At 48.7% G+C, this 22,278-nt stretch carries 21 protein-coding genes, 1 tRNA gene and 1 pseudogene; 10 read left to right on the plus strand and 13 right to left on the minus strand.

All coding sequences use genetic code 11. From position 1 onward, the window contains the following. The first annotated feature begins 6 nt into the window (after positions 1-6). The 3 genes from yagF to ACMGGX_RS12290 all read left to right on the plus strand — a co-directional run bounded on the left by yagF (position 7) and on the right by ACMGGX_RS12290 (position 5,205). Positions 7-1,974, plus strand: a complete 1,968-nt coding sequence (yagF, locus tag ACMGGX_RS12280) for a xylonate dehydratase YagF (protein ID WP_420298417.1) — start codon at positions 7-9, stop codon at positions 1,972-1,974. Between the two features lie 226 nt (positions 1,975-2,200). Further along, positions 2,201-3,583 (plus strand): MFS transporter, encoded by a 1,383-nt coding sequence (locus ACMGGX_RS12285; protein ID WP_252047068.1) that lies wholly within the window; start codon positions 2,201-2,203, stop codon positions 3,581-3,583. Between the two features lie 11 nt (positions 3,584-3,594). After that, a complete protein-coding gene (locus ACMGGX_RS12290) occupies positions 3,595-5,205 on the plus strand; it encodes a glycoside hydrolase family 43 protein (protein WP_420298418.1) in 1,611 nt (536 codons plus the stop codon). A 4-nt stretch (positions 5,206-5,209) separates the two neighbouring features. Here the strand turns inward: ACMGGX_RS12290 and xynR are convergent, their stop codons facing one another. The 5 genes from xynR to argL form a co-directional block, all read right to left on the minus strand. Beyond that, entirely contained in the window at positions 5,210-5,968 is a 759-nt protein-coding gene (xynR, locus tag ACMGGX_RS12295) for a DNA-binding transcriptional repressor XynR (RefSeq protein ID WP_420298419.1), read from the minus strand. Between the two features lie 194 nt (positions 5,969-6,162). Continuing rightward, the gene (locus ACMGGX_RS12300; protein WP_368743865.1) at positions 6,163-6,615 is read right to left on the minus strand and encodes a hypothetical protein; all 453 of its coding nucleotides are present in this window, start codon (positions 6,613-6,615) and stop codon (positions 6,163-6,165) included. Between the two features lies 1 nt (position 6,616). Then, the gene (locus ACMGGX_RS12305) at positions 6,617-6,979 is read right to left on the minus strand and encodes a CHAP domain-containing protein (RefSeq protein WP_193138808.1); all 363 of its coding nucleotides are present in this window, start codon (positions 6,977-6,979) and stop codon (positions 6,617-6,619) included. A gap of 265 nt (positions 6,980-7,244) precedes the next feature. Then, a complete protein-coding gene (gene argF / locus ACMGGX_RS12310) occupies positions 7,245-8,249 on the minus strand; it encodes an ornithine carbamoyltransferase (protein WP_420298420.1) in 1,005 nt (334 codons plus the stop codon). Then, positions 8,219-8,314, minus strand: coding sequence for a putative translational regulatory protein ArgL (gene argL / locus ACMGGX_RS12315; RefSeq protein WP_248238489.1), 96 nt, complete (start codon positions 8,312-8,314; stop codon positions 8,219-8,221). Before argL ends, argF begins: the two co-directional genes overlap by 31 nt. 99 nt (positions 8,315-8,413) lie before the next feature. Here argL and rraB point away from each other — a divergent pair, with 99 nt between their 5' ends. The 6 genes and pseudogenes from rraB to ACMGGX_RS12345 all read left to right on the plus strand — a co-directional run bounded on the left by rraB (position 8,414) and on the right by ACMGGX_RS12345 (position 12,408). Further along, complete coding sequence (gene rraB / locus ACMGGX_RS12320) at positions 8,414-8,839, plus strand: ribonuclease E inhibitor RraB (RefSeq protein WP_029739283.1); 426 nt, start codon at positions 8,414-8,416, stop codon at positions 8,837-8,839. A gap of 46 nt (positions 8,840-8,885) precedes the next feature. Next, on the plus strand, positions 8,886-9,644 hold the full coding sequence (gene miaE / locus ACMGGX_RS12325; protein ID WP_420298421.1) for a tRNA isopentenyl-2-thiomethyl-A-37 hydroxylase MiaE: 759 nt from the start codon (positions 8,886-8,888) through the stop codon (positions 9,642-9,644). A gap of 30 nt (positions 9,645-9,674) precedes the next feature. After that, positions 9,675-10,397: a topoisomerase II gene (locus ACMGGX_RS12330; protein WP_420298422.1), complete on the plus strand. Its 723-nt coding sequence runs from the start codon at positions 9,675-9,677 to the stop codon at positions 10,395-10,397. Positions 10,398-10,503: 106 nt separating this feature from the next. Beyond that, a tRNA-Leu gene (locus tag ACMGGX_RS12335) sits at positions 10,504-10,588 on the plus strand. Positions 10,589-10,810: 222 nt separating this feature from the next. Beyond that, positions 10,811-10,999, plus strand: a pseudogene (locus ACMGGX_RS12340) (integrase); the annotation flags it as partial. Positions 11,000-11,253: 254 nt separating this feature from the next. Continuing rightward, positions 11,254-12,408, plus strand: a complete 1,155-nt coding sequence (locus ACMGGX_RS12345; RefSeq protein WP_420298423.1) for a DUF6035 family protein — start codon at positions 11,254-11,256, stop codon at positions 12,406-12,408. Between the two features lie 78 nt (positions 12,409-12,486). Here ACMGGX_RS12345 and ACMGGX_RS12350 read toward each other — a convergent pair whose 3' ends face one another. The 6 genes from ACMGGX_RS12350 to ACMGGX_RS12375 form a co-directional block, all read right to left on the minus strand. Then, positions 12,487-14,523 carry a hypothetical protein gene (locus tag ACMGGX_RS12350; protein WP_420298424.1) on the minus strand — a complete coding sequence of 679 codons (2,037 nt, stop codon included), beginning with the start codon at positions 14,521-14,523 and terminating at the stop codon, positions 12,487-12,489. Positions 14,524-14,527: 4 nt separating this feature from the next. Beyond that, complete coding sequence (locus ACMGGX_RS12355) at positions 14,528-14,959, minus strand: hypothetical protein (RefSeq protein WP_420298425.1); 432 nt, start codon at positions 14,957-14,959, stop codon at positions 14,528-14,530. Next, positions 14,956-16,095 carry a hypothetical protein gene (locus tag ACMGGX_RS12360; protein WP_420298426.1) on the minus strand — a complete coding sequence of 380 codons (1,140 nt, stop codon included), beginning with the start codon at positions 16,093-16,095 and terminating at the stop codon, positions 14,956-14,958. The genes ACMGGX_RS12355 and ACMGGX_RS12360 overlap by 4 nt, the downstream gene beginning before the upstream one ends. Continuing rightward, positions 16,092-17,129: a ComEC/Rec2 family competence protein gene (locus tag ACMGGX_RS12365; RefSeq protein WP_420298427.1), complete on the minus strand. Its 1,038-nt coding sequence runs from the start codon at positions 17,127-17,129 to the stop codon at positions 16,092-16,094. The genes ACMGGX_RS12360 and ACMGGX_RS12365 overlap by 4 nt, the downstream gene beginning before the upstream one ends. Before the next feature lie 556 nt (positions 17,130-17,685). Further along, complete coding sequence (locus tag ACMGGX_RS12370) at positions 17,686-18,270, minus strand: class I SAM-dependent methyltransferase (protein WP_420298428.1); 585 nt, start codon at positions 18,268-18,270, stop codon at positions 17,686-17,688. After that, the gene (locus ACMGGX_RS12375; RefSeq protein ID WP_420298429.1) at positions 18,270-19,283 is read right to left on the minus strand and encodes an HNH endonuclease; all 1,014 of its coding nucleotides are present in this window, start codon (positions 19,281-19,283) and stop codon (positions 18,270-18,272) included. Before ACMGGX_RS12375 ends, ACMGGX_RS12370 begins: the two co-directional genes overlap by 1 nt. A gap of 459 nt (positions 19,284-19,742) precedes the next feature. Here ACMGGX_RS12375 and ACMGGX_RS12380 point away from each other — a divergent pair, with 459 nt between their 5' ends. Next, positions 19,743-20,210 (plus strand): SymE family type I addiction module toxin, encoded by a 468-nt coding sequence (locus ACMGGX_RS12380; protein WP_420298430.1) that lies wholly within the window; start codon positions 19,743-19,745, stop codon positions 20,208-20,210. Positions 20,211-20,268: 58 nt separating this feature from the next. Here ACMGGX_RS12380 and ACMGGX_RS12385 read toward each other — a convergent pair whose 3' ends face one another. Next, positions 20,269-20,640 carry a hypothetical protein gene (locus ACMGGX_RS12385; RefSeq protein ID WP_420298431.1) on the minus strand — a complete coding sequence of 124 codons (372 nt, stop codon included), beginning with the start codon at positions 20,638-20,640 and terminating at the stop codon, positions 20,269-20,271. A 576-nt stretch (positions 20,641-21,216) separates the two neighbouring features. After that, positions 21,217-22,221, minus strand: a complete 1,005-nt coding sequence (gene trpS / locus ACMGGX_RS12390) for a tryptophan--tRNA ligase (RefSeq protein ID WP_420298432.1) — start codon at positions 22,219-22,221, stop codon at positions 21,217-21,219. Positions 22,222-22,278 lie beyond the last annotated feature (57 nt).

The raw sequence follows: 22,278 nt of genomic DNA on the forward strand, positions 1-22,278 counted from the left end.
ATAACGATGACCATTGAGAAAATTTTCACCCCACAGGACGACGCGTTTTATGCGGTGATCACCCACGCGGCGGGGCCGCAGGGCGCGCTGCCGCTGACCCCGCAGATGCTGATGGAATCTCCCAGCGGCAACCTGTTCGGCATGACGCAGAACGCCGGGATGGGCTGGGACGCCAACAGGCTGACCGGGAAAGAGGTGCTGATCATCGGCACCCAGGGCGGCATCCGCGCCGGGGACGGACGCCCGGTCGCGCTGGGCTACCACACCGGGCACTGGGAGATCGGCATGCAGATGCAGGCGGCGGCGAAGGAGATCACCCGCAATGGCGGGATCCCGTTCGCGGCCTTCGTCAGCGATCCGTGCGACGGGCGCTCGCAGGGCACGCACGGCATGTTCGATTCCCTTCCGTACCGCAACGATGCGGCGATCGTGTTTCGCCGCCTGATTCGCTCCCTGCCGACGCGCCGGGCGGTGATCGGCGTGGCAACCTGCGATAAAGGGCTGCCCGCCACCATGATTGCGCTGGCCTCAATGCACAATCTGCCGACCATTCTGGTGCCGGGCGGGGCGACGCTGCCGCCGACCGTCGGGGAAGATGCGGGTAAGGTGCAGACCATCGGCGCGCGCTTCGCCAATCACGAACTCTCCCTGCAGGAGGCCGCCGAGCTGGGCTGCCGTGCCTGCGCCTCGCCGGGCGGCGGGTGTCAGTTCCTCGGCACGGCGGGCACCTCGCAGGTGGTCGCGGAGGCGCTGGGCCTGGCGCTGCCGCATTCCGCGCTGGCGCCGTCCGGGCAGGCGGTGTGGCTGGAGATCGCCCGCCAGTCGGCGCGCGCGGTCAGCGAGCTGGATAACCGCGGCATCACCACGCGCGATATCCTCACCGATAAAGCCATCGAAAACGCCATGGTGATCCACGCGGCGTTCGGCGGCTCCACCAATTTACTGCTGCACATTCCGGCCATCGCCCACGCGGCGGGCTGCACGATCCCGGACGTTGAGCACTGGACGCGCGTCAATCGCAGGGTGCCGCGCCTGGTGAGCGTGCTGCCCAACGGCCCGGACTACCACCCGACCGTGCGCGCGTTCCTCGCGGGCGGCGTGCCGGAAGTCATGCTCCACCTGCGCGATCTCGGCCTGCTGCATCTGGACGCCATGACCGTGACCGGCCAGACGGTGGGCGAGAACCTCGACTGGTGGCAGGCATCCGAGCGCCGGGCGCGCTTCCGCCAGTGCCTGCGCGAGCAGGACGGCGTGGATCCGGATGATGTGATCCTGCCGCCGAAGAAGGCAAAAGCGAAGGGACTGACCTCGACGGTCTGCTTCCCGACGGGCAACATCGCGCCGGAAGGTTCGGTGATCAAGGCCACGGCGATCGACCCGTCGGTGGTGGACGAAGATGGCGTGTACCGCCACACTGGCCGGGTGCGGGTGTTTGTTTCGGAAGCGCAGGCGATCGGGGCCATCAAGCGGGAAGAGATTGCGCAGGGCGATATCATGGTGGTGATCGGCGGCGGGCCTTCCGGCACCGGCATGGAAGAGACCTATCAGCTCACCTCCGCGCTGAAGCATATTTCGTGGGGCAAGACGGTGTCGTTAATCACCGATGCGCGCTTCTCCGGCGTGTCGACGGGCGCCTGCTTCGGCCACGTGTCGCCGGAGGCGCTGGCGGGCGGGCCGATAGGCAAGCTGCGCGATAACGACATCATCGAGATTGCGGTGGACCGCCTGACCCTCACGGGCAGCGTGAACTTCATCGGCACGGCGGACAACCCGCTGACGCCGGAGGAGGGCGCGCGCGAGCTGGCACGGCGGCAGGTGCATCCGGACCTGCACGCCCACGACTTTTTGCCGGACGACACCCGGCTGTGGGCAGCCCTACAGTCGGTGAGCGGCGGCACCTGGAAAGGCTGTATTTATGACACCGATAAAATCATTGAGGTAATTAACGCCGGTAAAAAAGCGCTCGGCATCTAATTATTTTCAGAGATAAAACCGTCTGCGGGAAATATTCCGCGGATGGCTTTTCTGTTTCTGTTATTTAATAATATAAACAATAAGTTGAGATATATCGTAGGCGTCACAAAAGCAAAATAACGTAATTCGGAAATAAGATATGACCATTGCTGGTTAATTGAACAGCTCATTACACTCCATTAACACGATGTTGTAATTCAGCACACTACATAAGGGTGTAATTCTGATGACGCAATTAACCATGAAAGACAAAATTGGCTACGGGCTGGGTGACACCGCCTGCGGCTTCGTCTGGCAGGCCACGATGTTCCTGCTGGCCTACTTCTACACCGACGTCTTCGGCCTGTCGGCGGGGATTATGGGCACGCTGTTTTTGGTCTCCCGCGTGCTCGACGCCGTCACCGACCCGCTGATGGGGCTGCTGGTAGACCGCACCCGCACGCGGCACGGCCAGTTCCGCCCGTTCCTGCTGTGGGGCGCCATCCCGTTCGGCATCGTCTGCGTGCTGACCTTCTACACGCCGGACTTCTCCGCGCAGGGCAAGATCATCTACGCCTGCGTGACCTACATTCTCCTGACTCTGGTCTACACCTTCGTTAACGTGCCGTACTGCGCCATGCCGGGCGTCATCACCGCCGACCCGAAAGAGCGTCACGCCCTGCAGTCGTGGCGCTTCTTCCTGGCGGCGGCGGGCTCGCTCGCCATCAGCGGCATCGCGCTGCCGCTGGTCAGTATCATCGGCAAAGGAAACGAGCAGGTAGGCTATTTTGGCGCCATGTGCGTGCTCGGGCTGAGCGGCGTGGTGCTGCTCTACGTCTGCTTCTTCACCACCAAAGAGCGCTACACCTTTGAGGTGCAGCCGGGCTCGTCGGTGGCGAAAGATCTTAAGCTGCTGCTGGGCAACGGCCAGTGGCGCATCATGTGCGCGTTCAAGATGATGGCGACCTGTTCCAACGTGGTGCGCGGCGGGGCGACGCTCTACTTCGTGAAATACGTGATGGATCACCCGGAGATGGCGACCCAGTTCTTACTCTACGGCAGCCTCGCCACCATGTTCGGCTCGCTCTGCTCTTCCCGCCTGCTGGGCCGCTTCGACCGCGTCACCGCCTTCAAGTGGATCATCGTCGCCTACTCTCTGATTAGTCTGCTGATTTTCGTCACCCCGGCCGAGCACATCGCGCTGATTTTTGCCCTCAACATTCTGTTCCTGTTCGTCTTCAACACCACCACGCCGCTGCAGTGGCTGATGGCCTCTGACGTGGTGGACTACGAGGAGAGCCGCAGCGGTCGCCGCCTCGACGGGCTGGTGTTCTCTACCTACCTGTTCAGCCTGAAGATTGGCCTGGCGATTGGCGGGGCGGTGGTGGGCTGGATCCTGGCGTATGTGAACTACTCCGCCAGCAGCAGCGTGCAGCCGGTCGAGGTGCTCACCACCATCAAGATTCTGTTCTGCGTAGTGCCGGTGGTGCTCTACGCGGGCATGTTCATCATGCTGTCGTTCTACAAGCTCACCGACGCCCGCGTGGAGGCTATCAGCCAGCAGCTGATCAAGCACCGCGCGGCGCAGGGCGAGGGCGTTCCCGACGCCGCGACAGCCGCATCCCATTAACCGGAGGCAATATGGAAATCACTAACCCAATCCTGACCGGCTTCAACCCGGACCCGTCCCTGTGCCGCCAGGGCGAGGACTACTACATCGCCACCTCGACCTTCGAGTGGTTCCCGGGCGTGCGCATCTACCACTCCCGCGACCTGAAAAACTGGTCGCTGGTCAGCACGCCGCTGGACCGCGTGTCGATGCTGGACATGAAGGGCAACCCGGACTCCGGCGGCATCTGGGCGCCGTGCCTGAGCTACGCCGACGGCAAATTCTGGCTGCTTTACACCGACGTGAAGATTGTCGACTCACCGTGGAAAAATGGCCGCAACTTCCTCGTTACCGCGCCCTCCATCGAGGGGCCGTGGAGCGAGCCGATCCCGATGGGTAACGGCGGGTTCGACCCGTCCCTGTTTCACGACGACGATGGCCGCAAATACTATATCTACCGCCCGTGGGGGCCGCGCCACCACAGCAACCCGCACAACACCATCGTGATGCAGGAGTTTGACCCGCAGACCGGCACCCTCTCGCCCGAGCGCAAAACGCTGTTTACCGGCACGCCGCTCTGCTACACCGAAGGCGCGCACCTGTATCGCCACGCGGGATGGTATTACCTGATGGTCGCCGAGGGCGGCACCAGCTACGAGCACGCCGTCGTGGTGCTGCGTTCCAAAAATATCGATGGGCCGTACGAGCTGCACCCGGACGTAACGATGATGACCAGCTGGCACCTGCCTGAGAACCCGCTGCAGAAGAGCGGCCACGGCTCGCTGCTGAAGACCCACACCGGAGAGTGGTACATGGCCTACCTCACCAGCCGCCCGCTGCGCCTGCCCGGCGTGCCGCTGCTGGCCTCCGGCGGGCGCGGTTACTGTCCGCTGGGGCGCGAGACCGGTATCGCCCGCATTGAGTGGCGCGACGGCTGGCCGTACGTGGAAGGCGGCAAGCACGCGCAGCTGACCGTGCCCGGCCCGCAGATGGCCGAGCAGCCCGCTACCGTTCAGACGACCTGGCGGGACGATTTTGACGCCAGTTCGCTCGACCCGGAACTGCAGACCCTGCGCATTCCGTTTGACGACACCCTCGGCTCGCTCACCGCCCGCCCTGGCTACTTACGGCTCTACGGCAACGACTCGCTCAACTCGACCTTTACCCAGTCGACCGTGGCGCGCCGCTGGCAGCACTTCACCTTCCGGGCGGAGACGCGGATGCAGTTCTCGCCGGTTCACTTCCAGCAGAGCGCGGGGCTGACCTGCTACTACAACAGCAAAAACTGGAGCTACTGCTTTGTGGACTACGAGGAGGGGCAGGGCAGAACGATCAAGGTGATCCAGCTCGACCACAACGTGCCGTCATGGCCGCTGCATGAGCAGCCCATTCCGGTGCCGGAACATGCGGAGAGCGTCTGGCTGCGGGTGGACGTGGATACGCTGGTCTACCGCTACAGCTACTCGTTCGACGGCGAGACGTGGTACGCCGTGCCGGTCACCTATGAGGCGTGGAAGCTGTCGGACGACTACATCGGCGGGCGCGGCTTCTTCACCGGCGCGTTTGTGGGGCTGCACTGCGAAGACATCAGCGGCGACGGCTGCTACGCGGACTTCGACTACTTCACCTACGAGCCGGTCTAACTGCTCAGGCCGGGTAGCCCAGTGCGCGTGACAGCTCGAGCCCGGCCTGCTGAAGCTGCTCGCGGAAATTAGCCAGCTCCGCATCGTCCACGCGGGAGGTCAGCGTCGACAGGCTCAGGGCGGCGATGACGCGAGATTCATGGTTCCACACCGGCACCGCCACGCAGCGCACGCCCTGCTCGTTCTCTTCGCTATCCAGGGCGTAGCCCTGCTTGCGGGTCTGCGCCAGGGCGCTCATTAAGGCTTCGCGAGACGCGAGGGTGGCGGGCGTAAAGGTAGTGTACTGATAGCCCTCCAGCAGGGCGTTCAGCTCGGCCTCGCCCAGCCAGGCAATCAACACCTTGCCGATAGCGGTGGCGTGAACCGGCAGGCGGCGGCCGATGCGCGAATAGGCGATGGCGGCCAGCTTGCCTTCAATCTTCTCGATATAGACACCTTCACGCCCGTCCAGGATCCCCAGATGGGTGGTCTGCCCGGTCCGCTGGGACAGCTCCGTCAGCCAGCCTTTCGCCTTCTGCCGAATATCGATGGAGCCCACGACAAAATGACCGCGCTCGACCAGCTTCATGCCGAGGCGATACTTGCCGTTTTCCGGGTTCTGATCGATATAGCCATGAAGCTGCAGAGTTTTCAGCAGCGAGTGGAGGGTACTCTTGCTCAGCCCCATCAGTTTGCTGATGTCGGTGATCTTAAGCTCGGTGGCCTGCTCGTTGAACAGGTCGAGGATCTGCAACGCACGTTCAACAGACTGAATAATCGGCATAATGCTGGCATGTCCACGCTGGAATTAAGGCGAAAACGTACCTTTTTCGGGGTGAAAAATCAATGAAATGGAGCCGGTTTGCCCGGCGGCGCTTCGCTTGCACGGGCCTACGGGTTTTGTAGGCCGGGTAAGCGGAGCGACACCCGGCAAGAAGAGCGCACCGATTCATTATCATTGTCAGTACGTTGTTTGACTCAGTTCGGTATAGTCAGGTTTCTTGAAAATTCAACGGCAGAAACCGACTGTACCTTCCATAAGTTGTTTTCTTTAACCATGCAGTCTATGACTACGTGGTCCTGCTTTTTACCGAATGCAATGTATACGTTGACACAGACTGGATCGGTATCCCCGGCTATGGCAGTTACGTTCTGCGGCCAGTCATCGCCGATGTATTGCGCTTTTAAAAATATATCGGCCTCGTAAAACTCTTCGTCTGCATAGCGGGGATCCTGCGCGTGTCGGAGTTTTTTTATTGTTGATGCTGTGACATATTTATCTATTTCGTTTCCATCAGTAATGGGAAATGCATCTTTGTTAATTTGATTAACGTACCAGCTGTTAAATTTTACAGCACGCTCAATCGGGTCAGAGTGGCCCGCCATTGAAGAGGAAGAAAATATGAAGAGAAGCAGTAAGATATTTTTCATATCAGTAGTGCCTGTAAAGGATGATTTTTGGCTGTATCTTCCGATATGTCTGGCCGGGATAAAGGCTGTTCTGTTTAAAATCTGAATACCAGGTACCCGATCCGTCGTAGATACATGCATGCCCATTCTGATGCGCACCTGGTAATGCGTCAATAACTGCGACATCGCCCTCAATGGGTGTGCCATACACCTTGCTGAATCCTGCCTTCTCAAGAGAGCGCCAGAAGTTTTTTGCATCAGCACCATCAATTTTCAAACCTCCGGCACGAATAGCTGCAGCGACGGCGCGAGCGCAGTAACCCGTACTGTTATGATGTGCGTGGCTGCGGGCATATGACACAGCTTCATGCTTATTCCATGACATAAAATAATCCTTATTTTATTAACGAAACGTAGTAATAAGGAAACATTACACCGAATATTTACAATGGTTTGTAATTGATAATGATCTAATATTAACCATCATCAATCTAATAAATAATGGTTAATAAAATCATAACTACATATCATGGTTGATGCTTATCTGAGGATGCGTCAGTAAAATGATCTTTTCTGCGCGTAAACTGGAAATGATTATCTGCTGAAAAATAATTCAGCAGATAGTCACCATCTCAAGGTAAGAGAGAGGCTCACTCCCCAAGCGTCGCCACCATCACCGCCTTAATCGTATGCATCCGGTTTTCCGCCTGGTCGAACACGATGCTCGCCGCCGACTCAAACACCTCGTCCGTCACTTCCATCCCGCCGTGCAGGTCGAACTCCTTCGCCATCTGCTTGCCGAGCGTGGTCTGGTCGTCATGGAACGCCGGCAGACAGTGCAGGAACTTCACGTTCGGGTTGCCGGTCAGGGCCATCATCTGCGCGTTCACCTGATACCCGCGCAGCAGCGCAATCCGCTCCGCCCACTTCTCTTTGGCTTCGCCCATCGACACCCAGACGTCGGTATAGATAAAGTCCGCGCCCTTCACGCCCGCCGCCACGTCTTCCGTCAGGATGATTTTCCCGCCGTGCTTCTCCGCCAGCGCGCTGCACTCCGCCACCAGGCTCTCTTCCGGCCAGCAGGCTTTTGGAGCCACCAGACGCAGATCCAGGCCGGTCAGCGCCGCCGCTTCCAGCATCGAGTTGCCCATGTTGTTGCGCGCGTCGCCCGCGTAGACCAGCGTCATCTCGCTAAACGCCTTGCCCGGCAGGTGCTCCTGCATGGTCAGCAGGTCCGCCAGCAGCTGCGTTGGGTGGAACTCGTTGGTCAGCCCGTTCCACACCGGCACGCCCGCATACTGCGCCAGCGTTTCAACTACTTCCTGGCCGTGGCCGCGATACTGAATGCCGTCGTACATCCGCCCGAGAACCCGTGCGGTGTCCTTAATTGACTCTTTATGCCCAATCTGGCTGCCGCTCGGCCCTAAATAGGTAACGCGCGCGCCCTGGTCAAATGCGGCAACTTCGAAAGAGCAACGGGTACGGGTCGAGTCTTTTTCGAAGATGAGCGCGATGTTTTTACCGGTAAGCTTCTGTACTTCCTTGCCATTTTTTTTATCGGCTTTGAGCTGTGCGGCAAGGGTCAGCAGAGAGGTGAACTGAGCAGGGGTAAAGTCGAGCAATTTCAGAAAGTGTTTCTTGTATAAATCGGACATTTTATCCTCGCATGGCCAATGCCACTTATTGAATTAAAATTCACTTTATATGTGTAATTATTCATTTGCAACCCCGTTTCACAATTCTTTCTTACAAAGGTGGAGGCAAACCCGTCCGTGTGTGAAAATAGAAGTATCTGCCGCACTTTAAAGAGGATTGAGCCATGGCAAACCCGGAACACCTGGAAGAGCAACGCGAAGAGACGCGTCTGATTATTGAAGAACTGCTGGAAGACGGTAGCGATCCGGACGCGCTGTACACCATCGAGCACCATTTCTCTGCGGATGATTTCGACGCGCTGGAAAAACTGGCCGTGGAAGCCTTCAAGCTGGGTTACGAAGTGACCGAGCCGGAAGAGCTGGAAGTGGAAGAGGGCGACACTGTCATCTGCTGCGACATCCTGAGCGAAGGCGCGCTGAAGGCGGAGCTGATCGACGCGCAGGTAGAACAGCTGATGAACCTGGCCGAGAAGTTTGAAGTGGAATACGACGGCTGGGGAACCTACTTCGAAGATCCGAACGGTGAAGACGGCGAAGAAGGCGACGACGAAGATTACGTCGACGAAGACGACGACGGCGTGCGTCACTAAGCGTTTCAGGCGGTGGCGCACGCCACCGCTTTTTCAAGGCAGAACCATGGATTACCCGCAGATACTCGCCCCCGTACTCAACTTTCTCCAGTGCCCGACCCCGCAAGCATGGATTGATAAAGCCCGCGACCCGGCGAACCTGCCGCTGCTGCTCACCGACCACATGGTGTGCGAGCTCAAGGCCGCCCAGACCGCGCTGCTGCTGGTGCGTAAATACGTCGCCGACGAAAGCGGTGCCGACGCGCTGCTCGACTGGCTCAAACCCTACGAACAGTTCACCTTCCGCGACGGCCCGGAGCCGGACTTCATCGCCCTGCATAAGCAGATCGGCAAAAGCGTGATGCCCAAAACCGACGACCCGTGGGGCCAGGCGCTTATCGACAGCATGGTGCTGCTGATTAAAGAGGAGCTGCACCACTTCTGGCAGGTGCGCGAGGCGATGCAGACCCGCGATATTCCGTACGTCAAAATCACCGCCAGCCGCTACGCCAAAGGGATGCTGAAGGAAGTGCGCACCCACGAACCGCTGACGCTGATCGACAAGCTCATCTGCGGTGCCTACATCGAAGCCCGCTCCTGCGAACGCTTCGCCGCGCTGGCCCCGTTCCTCGACGACGACCTGCAGAAGTTCTATCTCTCGCTGCTGCGCTCGGAAGCGCGCCACTATCAGGACTACCTGACGCTGGCCCAGCAGGTGAGCGACGACGATATCTCACCGCGTATACAGCTTTTTGGCGAAATTGAAGCCACACTTATCTCGACACCGGACAACGAGTTTCGCTTCCACAGCGGCGTGCCGGTGTAAACCGGCATAACTCAAGGATAAGGATGCGAGATGAATAAAACGTGGATCCGTACCGTGATGGTTGTTGTGGTGGCCGCTGCCGTGGCGTTCTGGGTGTTCTTCGACAGGCAGCGCGCCCCGGAACGGCAGATGGATAACGCCCTCAACGCGATGCCCGCCTGGCAGGTGATTAAGGAGCAGGAGCCCGCGCTGCATCAGCGCATCCTCGACCAGATGGCCGCCCTGCAAAAAGCGGGCGAGCCGGAGCAGCAGATTATCGACACCATCCAGCCGCAGATCCTGCATCTGCAGATGTCGCGCCTGCAGAACGCCCCGGACGCCAACGTGGTGAACTACATGACCATCAACATGGAGCAGACCGCCGCCATCCAGAAGGTGAGCGACGACGCCTGCTTCCGCTTCCTCTACCCGACGGTGAAGGGCGGCGTGAACCCGATGCGCATTCTGGATAAAGACCTGATGGCGCGGCGCATGCAGGCCGACGCCGACATGATGCGCGCGGCCTACGGCAAAAACCGCCACACCGTGACCCCGGCCGAACGCGAGGCGGCTGTCGAAGACGTGCGGCCGATTATGAAGGAACTTGCCGATAAGTACGGCGAGGACATCCAGCTGCTGCAGATGCCGGAGAAGGCGGCGGGTAAAGAGAAGCTCTCCTGCGATATGGTGCAGGAGATGTGGGCGAAGGTGCTGGCGCTGCCGGAGCAGAAGGCGGCGGGGGTGATTCGGCTGGCGGTGTCTGAGCTGGAGTGACGAAGGACGCTGGTTTTTTGGGCACTTAGCGCGGGTTTAGCGCGTCGTCGCTTGCATGGCGGCGCGCGACAGGTATAATCCACAACGTTTCCGCATCCCCTTCAGTGCCGAAGTGGCGAAATCGGTAGACGCAGTTGATTCAAAATCAACCGTAGAAATACGTGCCGGTTCGAGTCCGGCCTTCGGCACCAAAAGATGCAAATCAAAGTCGCTTAAGGGCGGCTTTTTTTGTGTCTGAAATCTGCACCACACAAGACTTGCCGTAATTTTCTTTTCAACAGAAGTCAATCTACATCAAGTCGCTTGTGAGTGTAGAAACGAGTATATATGCTGGTTCAATAATAGTTTTATACTCACGGCGGCACATGGAAGGAGAGCTTTTATGGCTTTGACAGATATCAAAGTGCGTTCTGCATTTGATGGTATCTGGTGTTTATCCAGAAACATCATTAGCTGATGTTCTTCAAAAGATAGAAGAAGCTGGAAAGCATGTTGCTAATATCGATCCTCGCGAGTATAAGCGCGCTGTAAAAGAGGAGCGAGCGAAAGAGGACATTACCTTTGAGTCAGTTACAAAAGAGTAGCATACAACAAATAATAAATAGTCTGAGGAACACAGTTGACGGTTGCTAAAAAAACAGGAAGATAATTTGTCCCATGTTATCCTTGTTCGGAAATATATTAATATTGCAGTGGTAAGTGGAATTTCTGGATGCCAATAGGGAGAAGGAAATTAGTCCATTTGATTAAGGGAATAGATATTATAGATAGATAGATAAACTTTATATATGCTTTGGAAATAATCTGTGAAAAGTATTGAAAGCTAATAAAGCCAAACTATAGGATGAATTAAATAATGAAGTTAAGAAATATGTCATCTGTTTTCCTAACTATGCATGACTTGCATTTAGATGCAAACGAATTTTTGGACAACTGTAGTGATGAGGAGTTTTTCAAGCTTAGGAGGAAAATTGAAGAAGCTCGAAATACACACCCTATTGCACTATGTAGTGTATGTTATCAAACAGTAGTTTTAAGAGGTAATGCACATAGAACAAAGTTTTTTGTGCATACAAGAAATTCAGCCGATTGTCCTATAAAGACTACAACAAACTTAACTGAAGATGAGTTGCGTGCGCTAAAATACAATGGCCAAAAAGAGGGAGTGGCACATAAAACAAACAAAGAAAAGATAGCACAACTATTATTACTTGATGATTTATTTGAAGATGATGTTAAAGTAGAAGCAACGTTTCGCCAAGAGAATCATGTTGGGATTGCAACGGAATGGCGTAGGCCAGATATAAGTTGCGTATTAAAAAAATCGAATATCCAATTGGTTATTGAACTACAAGTATCTACTACTTTTTTAGATGTAATTATAAATCGCGAGTCATTTTACAGAAGAAATGGAGTATATATATTATGGGTTTTCATAGCATTTGAGCCAGATAAATTCTCAACTTTAGATATAGCATATGGAAATTTTGAAAATGTTTTTGTATTTGATTACGAGGCTAAAGTAGAGGCTGAAAAATTACAGAAACTCATATTGAAATGTTATTATAGAAAGCCGTTCGTTACTGAGTTCAATACAATTTCTTATATATGGGAATGTGAACTAATTGATTTTAATAGTTTGAAATTCAAGGAAGATGCTAAAAAAGTTTATTATAAAGATACAGAATATTTGAAGGAAAAAGCAATGAACGAAATATATAATAGAGAGCAAAAAGTCAAAATAATGCGAGAGCAAGCGGAGTTAGTGCGACAAAATATGAATTGCTTAAATAGAGAGCAGACTATTGAGAAAAATAATGAAATTACAAATAAAAGGGTTGTGAATCCTCAGTATAAAAATAAACAACATAGAGTAAAAGTTTCTTCATTGAATTCATCACAAAATAGAAAAAATAATGAACTGACTCAATGTAGTAGTTGTGGGTTTATTGGGAAAGTAAGAAAAATTGGAATGTCAGAATTATGTGCAAAGTGTTTTCAACCCATTTAGATGTTTATTATTTTGAGGGGGAAGCCATAATTATTATTAATTATGGCTTCATATTATTTTCTAGTGTACGTGCAGTTTTTATCGAGAACCAACACATTTTTGTTCATTTGGATCAATATCAATAAGTTTATATTTTTGATGCTCCTCTAATTGCGTAAATATTTTATTTAAATTTGCAGTGCTTGACTTATCTTTTGTGTCTTTTGATATACACATTATTATCTGTTTATTAGATGATGCAGCATATTTAAGCAAAGCAACCATACTTTCTACATTCATGGCGTGTTGACCTGGTTCATCTAGTATTAAAAAGCCAGGGTGGTTAGCGGAAATATCTAAAAGAGTTAGGTAGAATGCCCATTGGGCCCGAATGAAATCACTTGCAGAAGAACTGAGTCGTATTGTTTGAGTATCGCGACCAGTAATAACTACAGGAAGTAGTCTTGATGGAGGTTTATTTTGAATTGCTATATGATAAATATGATTGCTAGTATAGTTAAAATGTTCAGAACCCAATAATACTTTAAATTTATTTAAAAATAAGGCTATCTTAATATTATCTCTTTCATCTGATGATCTAAGTGAAGATTTATCTTCTTTCAATTTCGTAAACTCTACTACTAGATCTTTTAGATCGGCCTTAATTGCTTTAAATGATACGAGTAGTTTTTTATATTGTTCTATTTTTTGAGATAAAGTTAGTTCGTTTAATATATCAATTCGCAGGGTCGTGTTCTCAAAAGACGAAATATCTTTTCTCAGATTTTTTATTTCATTTTTCTTTAAGGAAATTTCATTGACCAAATAATTACTAATATTGTCGAACTTAGAATCTAGCTCATTATGTTTATTGATATAAGACATATAGAGATTTCTCTGGCTTTTAAGAAAAGCTATGGAATCTCTAAAATTCAATTTTGAATTTGTAACATTTAGCCTCGATTCAATATCAAGTTTATGATCGCAAAGTGGGCATAAGGAGGATGTTTTATCTTCGGGTAGAAACGCATCTAACTTTAGAGCACTATCTAGTCTATCGATCTCAATATCTAATTTATTTATTGATTCTTTGTATTCATCTATTTTTTGTTTCTCTGCAATTCTCTCGATATTCAACGTCCTAAGTTGTCGATTTATTAAAGATATTTCTGATTGCAACTTCCCCTGTGTGTTTTTAATTAACTCTGGTGTCAAAGATGATTTTTTTTCTTTGATTTTTTTTATAGTTAGTGTCAGTTCATTATCTAGTTCAGTTAATTCCCTTTCAAGCGAGACCCATTCTTTTTTATCAGCCGATATCTTACTCAATGATGACATAGAAATATTTTTTAAATCATTGCTTTGGATGTCATTATTGATCCCTTTTAATATGAAGCCTTTTTCGGAGGCTAATTCATCTATTTTTTCATATTTTTTACCCCATAATAATTTAATATTTTTTTCTTCTTGAGTAAGAATATCCTTTTTAAATTCATTCTCTAAACTTTCTAAGTTTAAAAGAAATTCTATTAATTTTTGTTTGGAATCTTTTATTCCAAAATTAGGCATTTGAGCAAAGAAATCAGACCAACCTTTAGTTTGTTCAATTAAAGCGCAAGGAAAGATATTTTGTAGATATAAATGTTTTACCTGATCGGTATTTTCACTATACGTTTTAGGCAATTCAATCCCTAAAAAAATAGTTAGCCATTTATAAAAACCTGAGGCTCTATCATGATCTCCAGGTGTGTGCACTAAATATGAATTAGTAGCTCCATTTTCAGTAATTATAATTTTGTTTTTATTTTCATCAATATTATTTTTTATATATCTTTTTAAAGTTGCGATTCTATTCTTGTGACTAATTTCTAACTCTGCTTTGGATTCAGTAATGATATAAGTTTTTCCTTCATAATCGAATTCTCTAGTTATGCTTTTATCTAGTATTAAGTTACGATTTCCTCCAAGCAGTTGTTCCATACCTAAGCAATAATATATACAAGAAATGATTGTCGATTTACCACTAGAGTTATGTCCAGTAATGATATTCAATCCAGAATCAAAATTATATGAAAAACCATATTCTTCTACTGAACTAAAAACTCTAGCATGAAAGTTTATACTATTTATTTTCATAAGATTACCAAAGCAGTTTGTTGTTTTGTAATTTTTTAATTGTCAGTTTCTTGGTTATTTCTCTGGCTGATAAATTAATATCATTAAATAATTCTTCATTAATCATTTCTTCAACATATGCATTTCCATTATCAGTAATTTTGATCGTCATTTTTCTATTTTTATAATCAATATCAAGTAACTCGTAAGAGTGTAATAGCAATATTATCGGCTTGATTAATATATTTACATTCCAAAGTTGAACATATTCATAATCTAGGTTTTTGGTCTTGTTCATGATATTGTCGAAGGCAAAGCTTATGTATTCTAAATCGACGGATTTACATTTTCCCTTTAAGGCATAATAGATAGTAAATAATACTATTGTAGAATATATCTCGTTTGTATTAGAGCTACTAGCTAAAATTCTTCGCTTATTTAATTTAATTTCTATCATGATTCATCTTCCAAAAAATCCAAATCACAATTAGCGAGCCAAAAAGCAATATCTTTGTTTCTCAATAAGAGTATTTCATCTTTTTGTAAGCCGTGAGGTGATAGGGTCTCGGATAAAATATTCAAGTAATTAAGCTTAATATCTTTATAACCTTTATTTGCCTCAGAGCGGTTATTAAAATATAAAGTCATGTCCTCACCATCAAATACTTGATGTGCGGTAGAGTAGCTAGTTTCAATATTTGGATAGTTAATCATTCTCGCTCTGGCAAAATTATTTCCAGAAAGCAAATTAAGGATGATTTTTTTCTTTTCTTGCTCAACTTTACTTGCAATATGTAATATATTGATCTTTCTATCTATATTGTTTTTATATTTTTTATTCTCTTCTGCACTTTCCCAGTCACGGATGACTGCGTCTATATTTTCTTCTTTTAGCATAAGCAAAGATTCTTTTAATATTGAGCTTCCAAAATCATAATCATTATTATTTTTTGTTTTTAATGAATTATGAATTTCAATAAAACAAGAGGCATTGCTACATCTAATTTTCCCAAACAAACCTTCATCAGGAATGGAAGATATTATACCTACTAATACTAATTGTTGATCAAACTTAATGAAAATACCCGCTCCCGATATTCCTTGTAGAGCGCTAGCCCCCCAGCGACCTGAAGAGTCTTCCATTATACTTTTGTCAATATTTATATAATAATAAAAATCATCAAGTTTTTCTATTTGTTCTTTAGAATATAATGAAGTGGGTTCCTTATTAAGATGGCTTCGGCATCTGGATATTAATTCTAAGTTTGGTGAGGGTAATGGGTTAAAAAAACAGATTTCCTCAAGGTTGTTAATTTCCCCATCCAGAACGAGAAGTGCAATATCACGCTTCTTGCTTTCATTAATATCACCTCTTAATTCATTAACTTTATATATTCGTTTATTTTCATCCTTTATTTGTATTAAATGCTTATTCTTGGAAAGATTATGAATCAACGGTTCAAGAACATGAAATGCTGTTACTAGCATGATTTCATTATTATTTTTAAATATAACAGCACATCCGATAAAATCATCAGATATATAAACAAATGCTGTTACTTTGCATAGATTATTGATCTGGTAGCAAGTCATAAAATGATCTCATTGGTGACAATTTTGAAAATTTCAATATCAAGTTCTGTTTCGTTTATGATTTCGAATTCTGATGCAAACTGATAATTAAAATAAAAATAAATCTTAGAAAATCCATCATTAATAGCATTAATAATTATCTTGATTATTGTTTCTATATCAGGATGATTATAAGGACGACTACCATCGGTAGAAATAATAAATCTATTGCAATTAATTAAACTTAATAATTCCGATGTTGTATTATGTTTACTTCCATGATGAGAAATTTTCACAACATCAATTTTTAATTTTTCAATATTTTGATTTTTAAGTATGGTTTTTAATTCTTTTGAGATTATTTTAGGGTGCGCATCCCCTAACATCAATGCTTTTTTATTTTTATACTCGATAAGACATGCTATAGATGTTGAGTTTAATAAGTCATTAACTGGATTTTTTACAAAATCATGTGGTGCAACTCTAGTGTCAATATTGATTTTCTTTTTATGCACTGATACAAACTCATTGCCGTTATCTTTTTTATTTAATTCTTTCTCTATTTTAATCCATTTTTCTTTTAATAAATTGATATGTTCTAATGTTGGCGATAAAACTGTAAGTTTAATATTACTTAAAGATAACACGTCTCCTGAATATAGTGGTTTGCTATTTAATTTAAGTTTAGATATAAGAACGGATAGTGCAGAGCCGTGATTAAAACCAACTTCATCGTTGTCTTTATATTTTATAAGATCTAATGTATTTCCAAAAAACAAAAAATTTGGATGTAGATCTTCTCTTTGGGCTTTAGATAAAAAATTTAAAAATCCACCGATATGATCATAGTCGATATGCGTAAGTAAATAAAACTCGATATCTTTGATTGGGGGGAGAGAAGGATTACGATTCTTCCTTAAAGTAGATGGAGTACCACTATCAATGAGCATGTGATTCCCCTCCCATGACAACAGAAGTGAGTCGCCCTTACAAGCTTTTAAAATCCCTATTCGCATACCATCCATTGCCCTATGCCCAAGGAGTAAAATTATCATTAAATTTTCTTAATGCTAACATCTTTTGTTCTTTTTTTGAACTGTATGTATTTACACTGGTTTTATATTCAGTTATTAATGTGATGTATTTGGAAGTATTTTAATTATGAGGTTTTTCTCTATTTGTGATTTTATTGTGATAAATTTTCATGTTATTTTTCATGCTAATTTAAGATGTTATTTTTTCATTAATGCAGAAAACATAACAAATTAATTATCGTTTACCACTCGCTGAATGACAAGGATATTGGAAACGCCCCGCGTATCTCGGAGGACTACTATTTCGAGGAGCATCCCGACGATGGTTATGCCCCTTCAAATAACATCTTTTTAAAAGGGGCTACCTGGGCTGCACCGTTGCGCGCTTATCTCGAAACGCTGGGATACACAAAGGAAAAGCGTCGCCTGGGGGATAAGGAAATCTGGTCAAAACCCGATCAGGTAAAAGGGGATATTTTTTATCTGTACTTTAATGCCGCCACGGGTGAAGTTGAGCTGACTAAAGTGATGAATTACTGAACTCACTTACTCCATGTCGATTAGCACCGCCTGATGATCAAGCGGCGTTTTTTCGTAATATCCCATTCAGCCATGTCTCATCCCTGTCTGGGCGGTTATCCTGAGTCGCCCACAGCGAAGCTATCTCTATCCCCCGAACCGCCTTCAGCAACGCCCGCAATCCCTCTTCATCCAAATCCGTAAACCGTCGTTCACCCTGCACCCGTTCACCGTTGCCATACTTAAAGGACACATACCAGACGCCGCCAGGTTTAAGCGTATCCGCAAGCTTCTGCATCACCGCAGGCAGCTCGGAAGAGGGGACATGCAGCAAAGAGGCACAGCACCAGATCCCATCGTACTGCGCTTTACCGTCGATCTCTGAAAATGTCATCAGCTGCACGGGTAGCCCGGTATGTTGCTTTGCCAGCTCCACCATCGCAGAAGAGGCATCAAAAGCATCCACCTGATAACCCATCTCATGAAAGGCTTTTGCGTCCCGGCCTGAACCGCAGCCAGCATCCAGAACCCGGGCACCGTGAGGCAGATGTTGGGTGAAGGCCTCATATAGCGGAGTCATATCGACATTGACCGTGCCATCGAAGAAATCCTGCGCGTGGTTCTGATAGTAGTGAAGTGTCATTAAAACGTTGCCTCGGCTTCCGCGTTGGGTTTCCAGGTATGGATAAGTTTGTCCAGCGCGGCCTGCCAGTTACGCTGAAGAAAGCTTTTTCGTGCTTCAGGACGTTGCCCTGTCTGTAGAACAATCGTCTCATGTAACGGCAGTTTGCTCTGAATAAAATACTCATTGCGTGTGTGTAACCGCTGCAGGAGCCTGAGCTCGGGAATTCGTGCAGATTTACCTTCAACGCCACGGTTACAGCACCGGCAGGCCAGCACTAAGTTCCATACGCCATTAATATTGCTCACTTCATGGCGGGCAGCCCAGGGAATAAAGTGATCGACGTCCGCCAGTTCTGCGTCTCCCGTTACCAGACTGATGGGTTTGAAGCAGTAAAAGCATCGTCCTTTCTGGTATCCATTCAGACTGTCGCGGCAGCTGGTGATGTCTACGCGACGCGCATTTACCCTCGTGAACAACAGCTGATTATCTTCATCAAACTCCACGCCCACAAGGTTACGCGATATTCCCATCGACCATGCCTGTTCCACCAGGTTCCAGCGAGCATTGGTTTCAAAGGCGAGGTTTTTATACTGCAGGCGTTCGCCCAGTAAAAAGAAGTTATCCGTCAGGCGGATCCCATTGTTGGTTTTGCGCTCATCGAGGAAAAAACGTTTATCGATCTCGCCCTGGTTCACGTAGTGAAAGGCATCAATCACGTTGTTAAAGCCAAGGCGCACCGTCGCTTCAATGAGTTGGGCGTGGGTGATTTCACCTCGGTTGAACTTCAGACAGGTTTCCAGGAATTGGCTGCTGCGAGAGGTGATCTGTTTTGGCGCATGCTTCAGGTGCTCGCAAAGATAGCGGCTAAACGGCACGGCAAGCTGGTCGAGCGTAATCAAATCGCTGCCCGTCTTATCCACTTCATACAACGCTGACGCCAGCGCAAATTTGTAAGATGCGACGTTCCTTCCAAAGAGGATCACACCACGCCAGTAGTTCTCAAGCGTCGGATCGGCCTGATAAAATTCCATCGATGAAGTCCTGTTACGGTTGGCTGGGCAGGGCGTTACTAAAGCCTGTAACAGGATCACATAACAAAATCAGGGTGATGTAAATCGTTAATCTATAGATTTGATGAATTTTTGAGAGGGCTGAGAGAAGGGTGTTGAGGCAACCGATGCGGCAATAGTGCCAGGTTCGCAAACGAACAGATATCTGGAGGAGACGAGTTGAAATGATTTTCAGGCCGAAGCGTTGTTGTTTCTCGAATTAAAAAATACCTACCGTTATTTCCTGAATCCCCCTCGCAAATTCCAAATTTACCCCACACCAAACCGCTGTATTTATATTCAGCTCTGTATAATGAACACCAGAAATTACGCCGAACGGCGAAAGGAAGTATCAAAGAATATTTAAAGAAGAATTCGCGATATGAAGGTGCTGCAACACCCCCATACCGCTAACCACAACCAACTTGACAGGAGTTGTATATGGCTGCGACGAATTTTAAGCCAGAGTTTACTGTTTGCAAAACAGAATCAGACGCTTTCACCGGCATGATTGAAAACCGCGAGCTGGTACGCAAAAACAGCGCCCGCCGTCTTCACGGCAACCAGCCCAACGCGGCGCCCGTCCATCCCCGCGCTGAGACGCCGCAGGACAGTGCCGCTTGCTGCGAACTTTATTCCCGCATAGATATGAAATACCTTCTGCTGGGCGGCGAGTGGTTAACCCGTGCAGGCTTTATCAACGGCATGCCCGTGAAAATCCGCGCCATGAAAGACTGTATTGTGATTACGCCGCAACATACAAGAGAATTATGGGGATGCCTGGAGGGTATGAGCGTGGTGAATATCAATAAACAGAAAGTCGCGCAGTGGTTGAAGACGTTTCCGGGAGCGCTGAATGATACAGGTGATGTTCCGGTGATTAAGCGTGGGAGTGGGAAGGCCGTTTAAACTTAAGACTAACTAGTGCGGGCATATGAGCACATGCCCGCACTATGCTAAAAATAACTCAATCATGATCTACCTGTTCTTTAACTGCCTTAACCAGCACAGCATGAAGCTCGCCAACGGTTAAATCGCGTATCACCTGTTCCGAAATGCCTCGTAGCCTGCGAATCAAACGGCAGATACCAAAGTAATCTATGCCCTCGGTACTAAAAAGAAACTCGTTGTCAGTGAGAGAAAAAGTTTTCTCATAGCCATCTTCTTCAGTGACGAGCGTAACGCCAAACGCCTCCTCGCAGTCTTCAATCAGGGCATCGCCATCCATGCCGCAGATATCGAGGTCGGCTTCGATTAGAGTATTCTCATCAATGCGCTTGCGATGATGTCCTGAGGACTGACGTACAACCTCAATGACCTGCGAAAGAGTGGGGTACATTATGTTGGATTCCGTGGGTGAAGAAATGACGTAGACATTGATTAATAGACCGAGTTAACGCCTGGGACTTATTATTGAAGGTACAAAGAAAATCAAAACAATCCACACAAACATCCCAATGATTTTTAGCGGCCAGGGTTCGAATACATCAAGGCACACAATTGCGCCTGTAACTAATAGTGGTCCTCCCAATACTTCCAGTATTCCTTCTAAGATAGATAACTTATGAGGCAATACACGACTCAGTAAAACACAAGTAAGGTGTATGCCTCCTAAAATAATGATTATAGCTAGAGTGCATTCTTTCCAGTTATCAGAGATACCTAAGCAAATGAGGCACAGTGCAATCACAAAAACACACAGTAACGTATTCAGCATGGAAATAATTAACTTACTCATATCATTTTACGCCGCGCATTAAAAATATAAAGAAGCCATGAATATAGCATTCTTGAAAGAATGATAAACGACATTAGCTAATAATGGATTTAATACTTTATTGCGCCTCGCTGATTTCCGTAATAATCAAGTTAGCGGCTTCATGCCTATCCCACGCACTCCACCGCTAAACCTACTTTAACTAAACACCGGCACCCCCAGCCCAACCTTCACCTCCCTCAACGTCGCCTGCGTCACTCCCTGCGCCCGTTCTGTTCCGCGCTTCAGCATCGCCATCAACTCGCCCCTGTCACGCATATACATCGCCCTCCGCTCCCGCATCGGCGCAATCAGCTCCTGCAGGCACGCCTCCAGCTCGTTCTTACACGCCCGGTCACCCAGCCCGCCCGCCTGATAGTGCGCCTTCATCGCCGCCACCTTGTCCTTGTCCGGATGAAACGCGTCGAGATACGTAAACACCACGTTCCCCTCAATCTGCCCCGGGTCGCTCACCTTCAGGTGGTTCGGGTCGGTGTACATGGCGCTGACCGCGCGATGAATAGTCTCTTCGCTGGCCGAAAGGTGCAGCGTGTTGCCCAGCGATTTCGACATCTTGGCGCTGCCGTCGATGCCGGGCAGGCGGCTGGTGTCGCTCAGCATCGCCTTGCAGTGGCGCAGCACTGGTGCAGACAGCAGGCTGTTCATCTTGTGCACAATCTCGTTGGTCTGCTCAATCATCGGCAGCTGGTCGTCGCCGACGGGCACGCATTCGGCCTTAAATGCGGTGATGTCCGCCGCCTGACTGATGGGGTAGGCCATAAACCCGACCGGCAGCGAGCGGGCGAAGCCCTTCTGCGCAATCTCGTTTTTGACCGTCGGGTTACGCTCCACGCGGGCGACGGTGACGATGTTCATATACAGCATCGTCAGCTCGGCGAGGGCGGGCAGGGCGGACTGCAGGCAGATCGTGGTCAGGTTCGGGTCGATGCCGGCGGCGAGGTAGTCGGCCAGCACTTCGGGGATGTTGTCGCGGATCTTCTGCGGGTTGCTGCCGTTGTCGGTGAGCCCCTGAAGGTCGGCAATCAGCACAAACTGGCTGTGCGTCTGCTGCAGCGCCACGCGCTGGCGCAGCGATCCGACGAAGTGGCCAAGGTGCAGCGGGCCGGTTGGGCGGTCGCCGGTGAGGATGGTTTGCGTGTTCATAAAGACTCCTTAATGGGCAGTTGCCGAAAGGGGTCTTAGATGTGAGAAAGCCGCCTT

Source organism: Enterobacter sp. BNK-29, assembly GCF_048684785.1.
GTDB lineage: Bacteria > Pseudomonadota > Gammaproteobacteria > Enterobacterales > Enterobacteriaceae > Enterobacter > Enterobacter cloacae_M.

Coding starts and splice junctions, on each gene's coding strand:
- rraB (WP_029739283.1), top strand. CDS start 8,414: ATGGCAAACCCGGAACACCTGGAAGAGCAACGCGAAGAGACGCGTCTG.
- ACMGGX_RS12290 (WP_420298418.1), top strand. CDS start 3,595: ATGGAAATCACTAACCCAATCCTGACCGGCTTCAACCCGGACCCGTCC.
- ACMGGX_RS12360 (WP_420298426.1), bottom strand. CDS start 16,095: ATGACTTGCTACCAGATCAATAATCTATGCAAAGTAACAGCATTTGTT.
- yagF (WP_420298417.1), top strand. CDS start 7: ATGACCATTGAGAAAATTTTCACCCCACAGGACGACGCGTTTTATGCG.
- ACMGGX_RS12375 (WP_420298429.1), bottom strand. CDS start 19,283: ATGGAATTTTATCAGGCCGATCCGACGCTTGAGAACTACTGGCGTGGT.
- ACMGGX_RS12350 (WP_420298424.1), bottom strand. CDS start 14,523: ATGAAAATAAATAGTATAAACTTTCATGCTAGAGTTTTTAGTTCAGTA.
- ACMGGX_RS12345 (WP_420298423.1), top strand. CDS start 11,254: ATGAAGTTAAGAAATATGTCATCTGTTTTCCTAACTATGCATGACTTG.
- ACMGGX_RS12305 (WP_193138808.1), bottom strand. CDS start 6,979: ATGTCATGGAATAAGCATGAAGCTGTGTCATATGCCCGCAGCCACGCA.
- ACMGGX_RS12330 (WP_420298422.1), top strand. CDS start 9,675: ATGAATAAAACGTGGATCCGTACCGTGATGGTTGTTGTGGTGGCCGCT.
- ACMGGX_RS12365 (WP_420298427.1), bottom strand. CDS start 17,129: ATGATAATTTTACTCCTTGGGCATAGGGCAATGGATGGTATGCGAATA.
- argF (WP_420298420.1), bottom strand. CDS start 8,249: ATGTCCGATTTATACAAGAAACACTTTCTGAAATTGCTCGACTTTACC.
- ACMGGX_RS12370 (WP_420298428.1), bottom strand. CDS start 18,270: ATGACACTTCACTACTATCAGAACCACGCGCAGGATTTCTTCGATGGC.
- ACMGGX_RS12300 (WP_368743865.1), bottom strand. CDS start 6,615: ATGAAAAATATCTTACTGCTTCTCTTCATATTTTCTTCCTCTTCAATG.
- ACMGGX_RS12385 (WP_420298431.1), bottom strand. CDS start 20,640: ATGTACCCCACTCTTTCGCAGGTCATTGAGGTTGTACGTCAGTCCTCA.
- miaE (WP_420298421.1), top strand. CDS start 8,886: ATGGATTACCCGCAGATACTCGCCCCCGTACTCAACTTTCTCCAGTGC.
- trpS (WP_420298432.1), bottom strand. CDS start 22,221: ATGAACACGCAAACCATCCTCACCGGCGACCGCCCAACCGGCCCGCTG.
- ACMGGX_RS12285 (WP_252047068.1), top strand. CDS start 2,201: ATGACGCAATTAACCATGAAAGACAAAATTGGCTACGGGCTGGGTGAC.
- ACMGGX_RS12355 (WP_420298425.1), bottom strand. CDS start 14,959: ATGATAGAAATTAAATTAAATAAGCGAAGAATTTTAGCTAGTAGCTCT.
- argL (WP_248238489.1), bottom strand. CDS start 8,314: ATGAATAATTACACATATAAAGTGAATTTTAATTCAATAAGTGGCATT.
- ACMGGX_RS12380 (WP_420298430.1), top strand. CDS start 19,743: ATGGCTGCGACGAATTTTAAGCCAGAGTTTACTGTTTGCAAAACAGAA.
- xynR (WP_420298419.1), bottom strand. CDS start 5,968: ATGCCGATTATTCAGTCTGTTGAACGTGCGTTGCAGATCCTCGACCTG.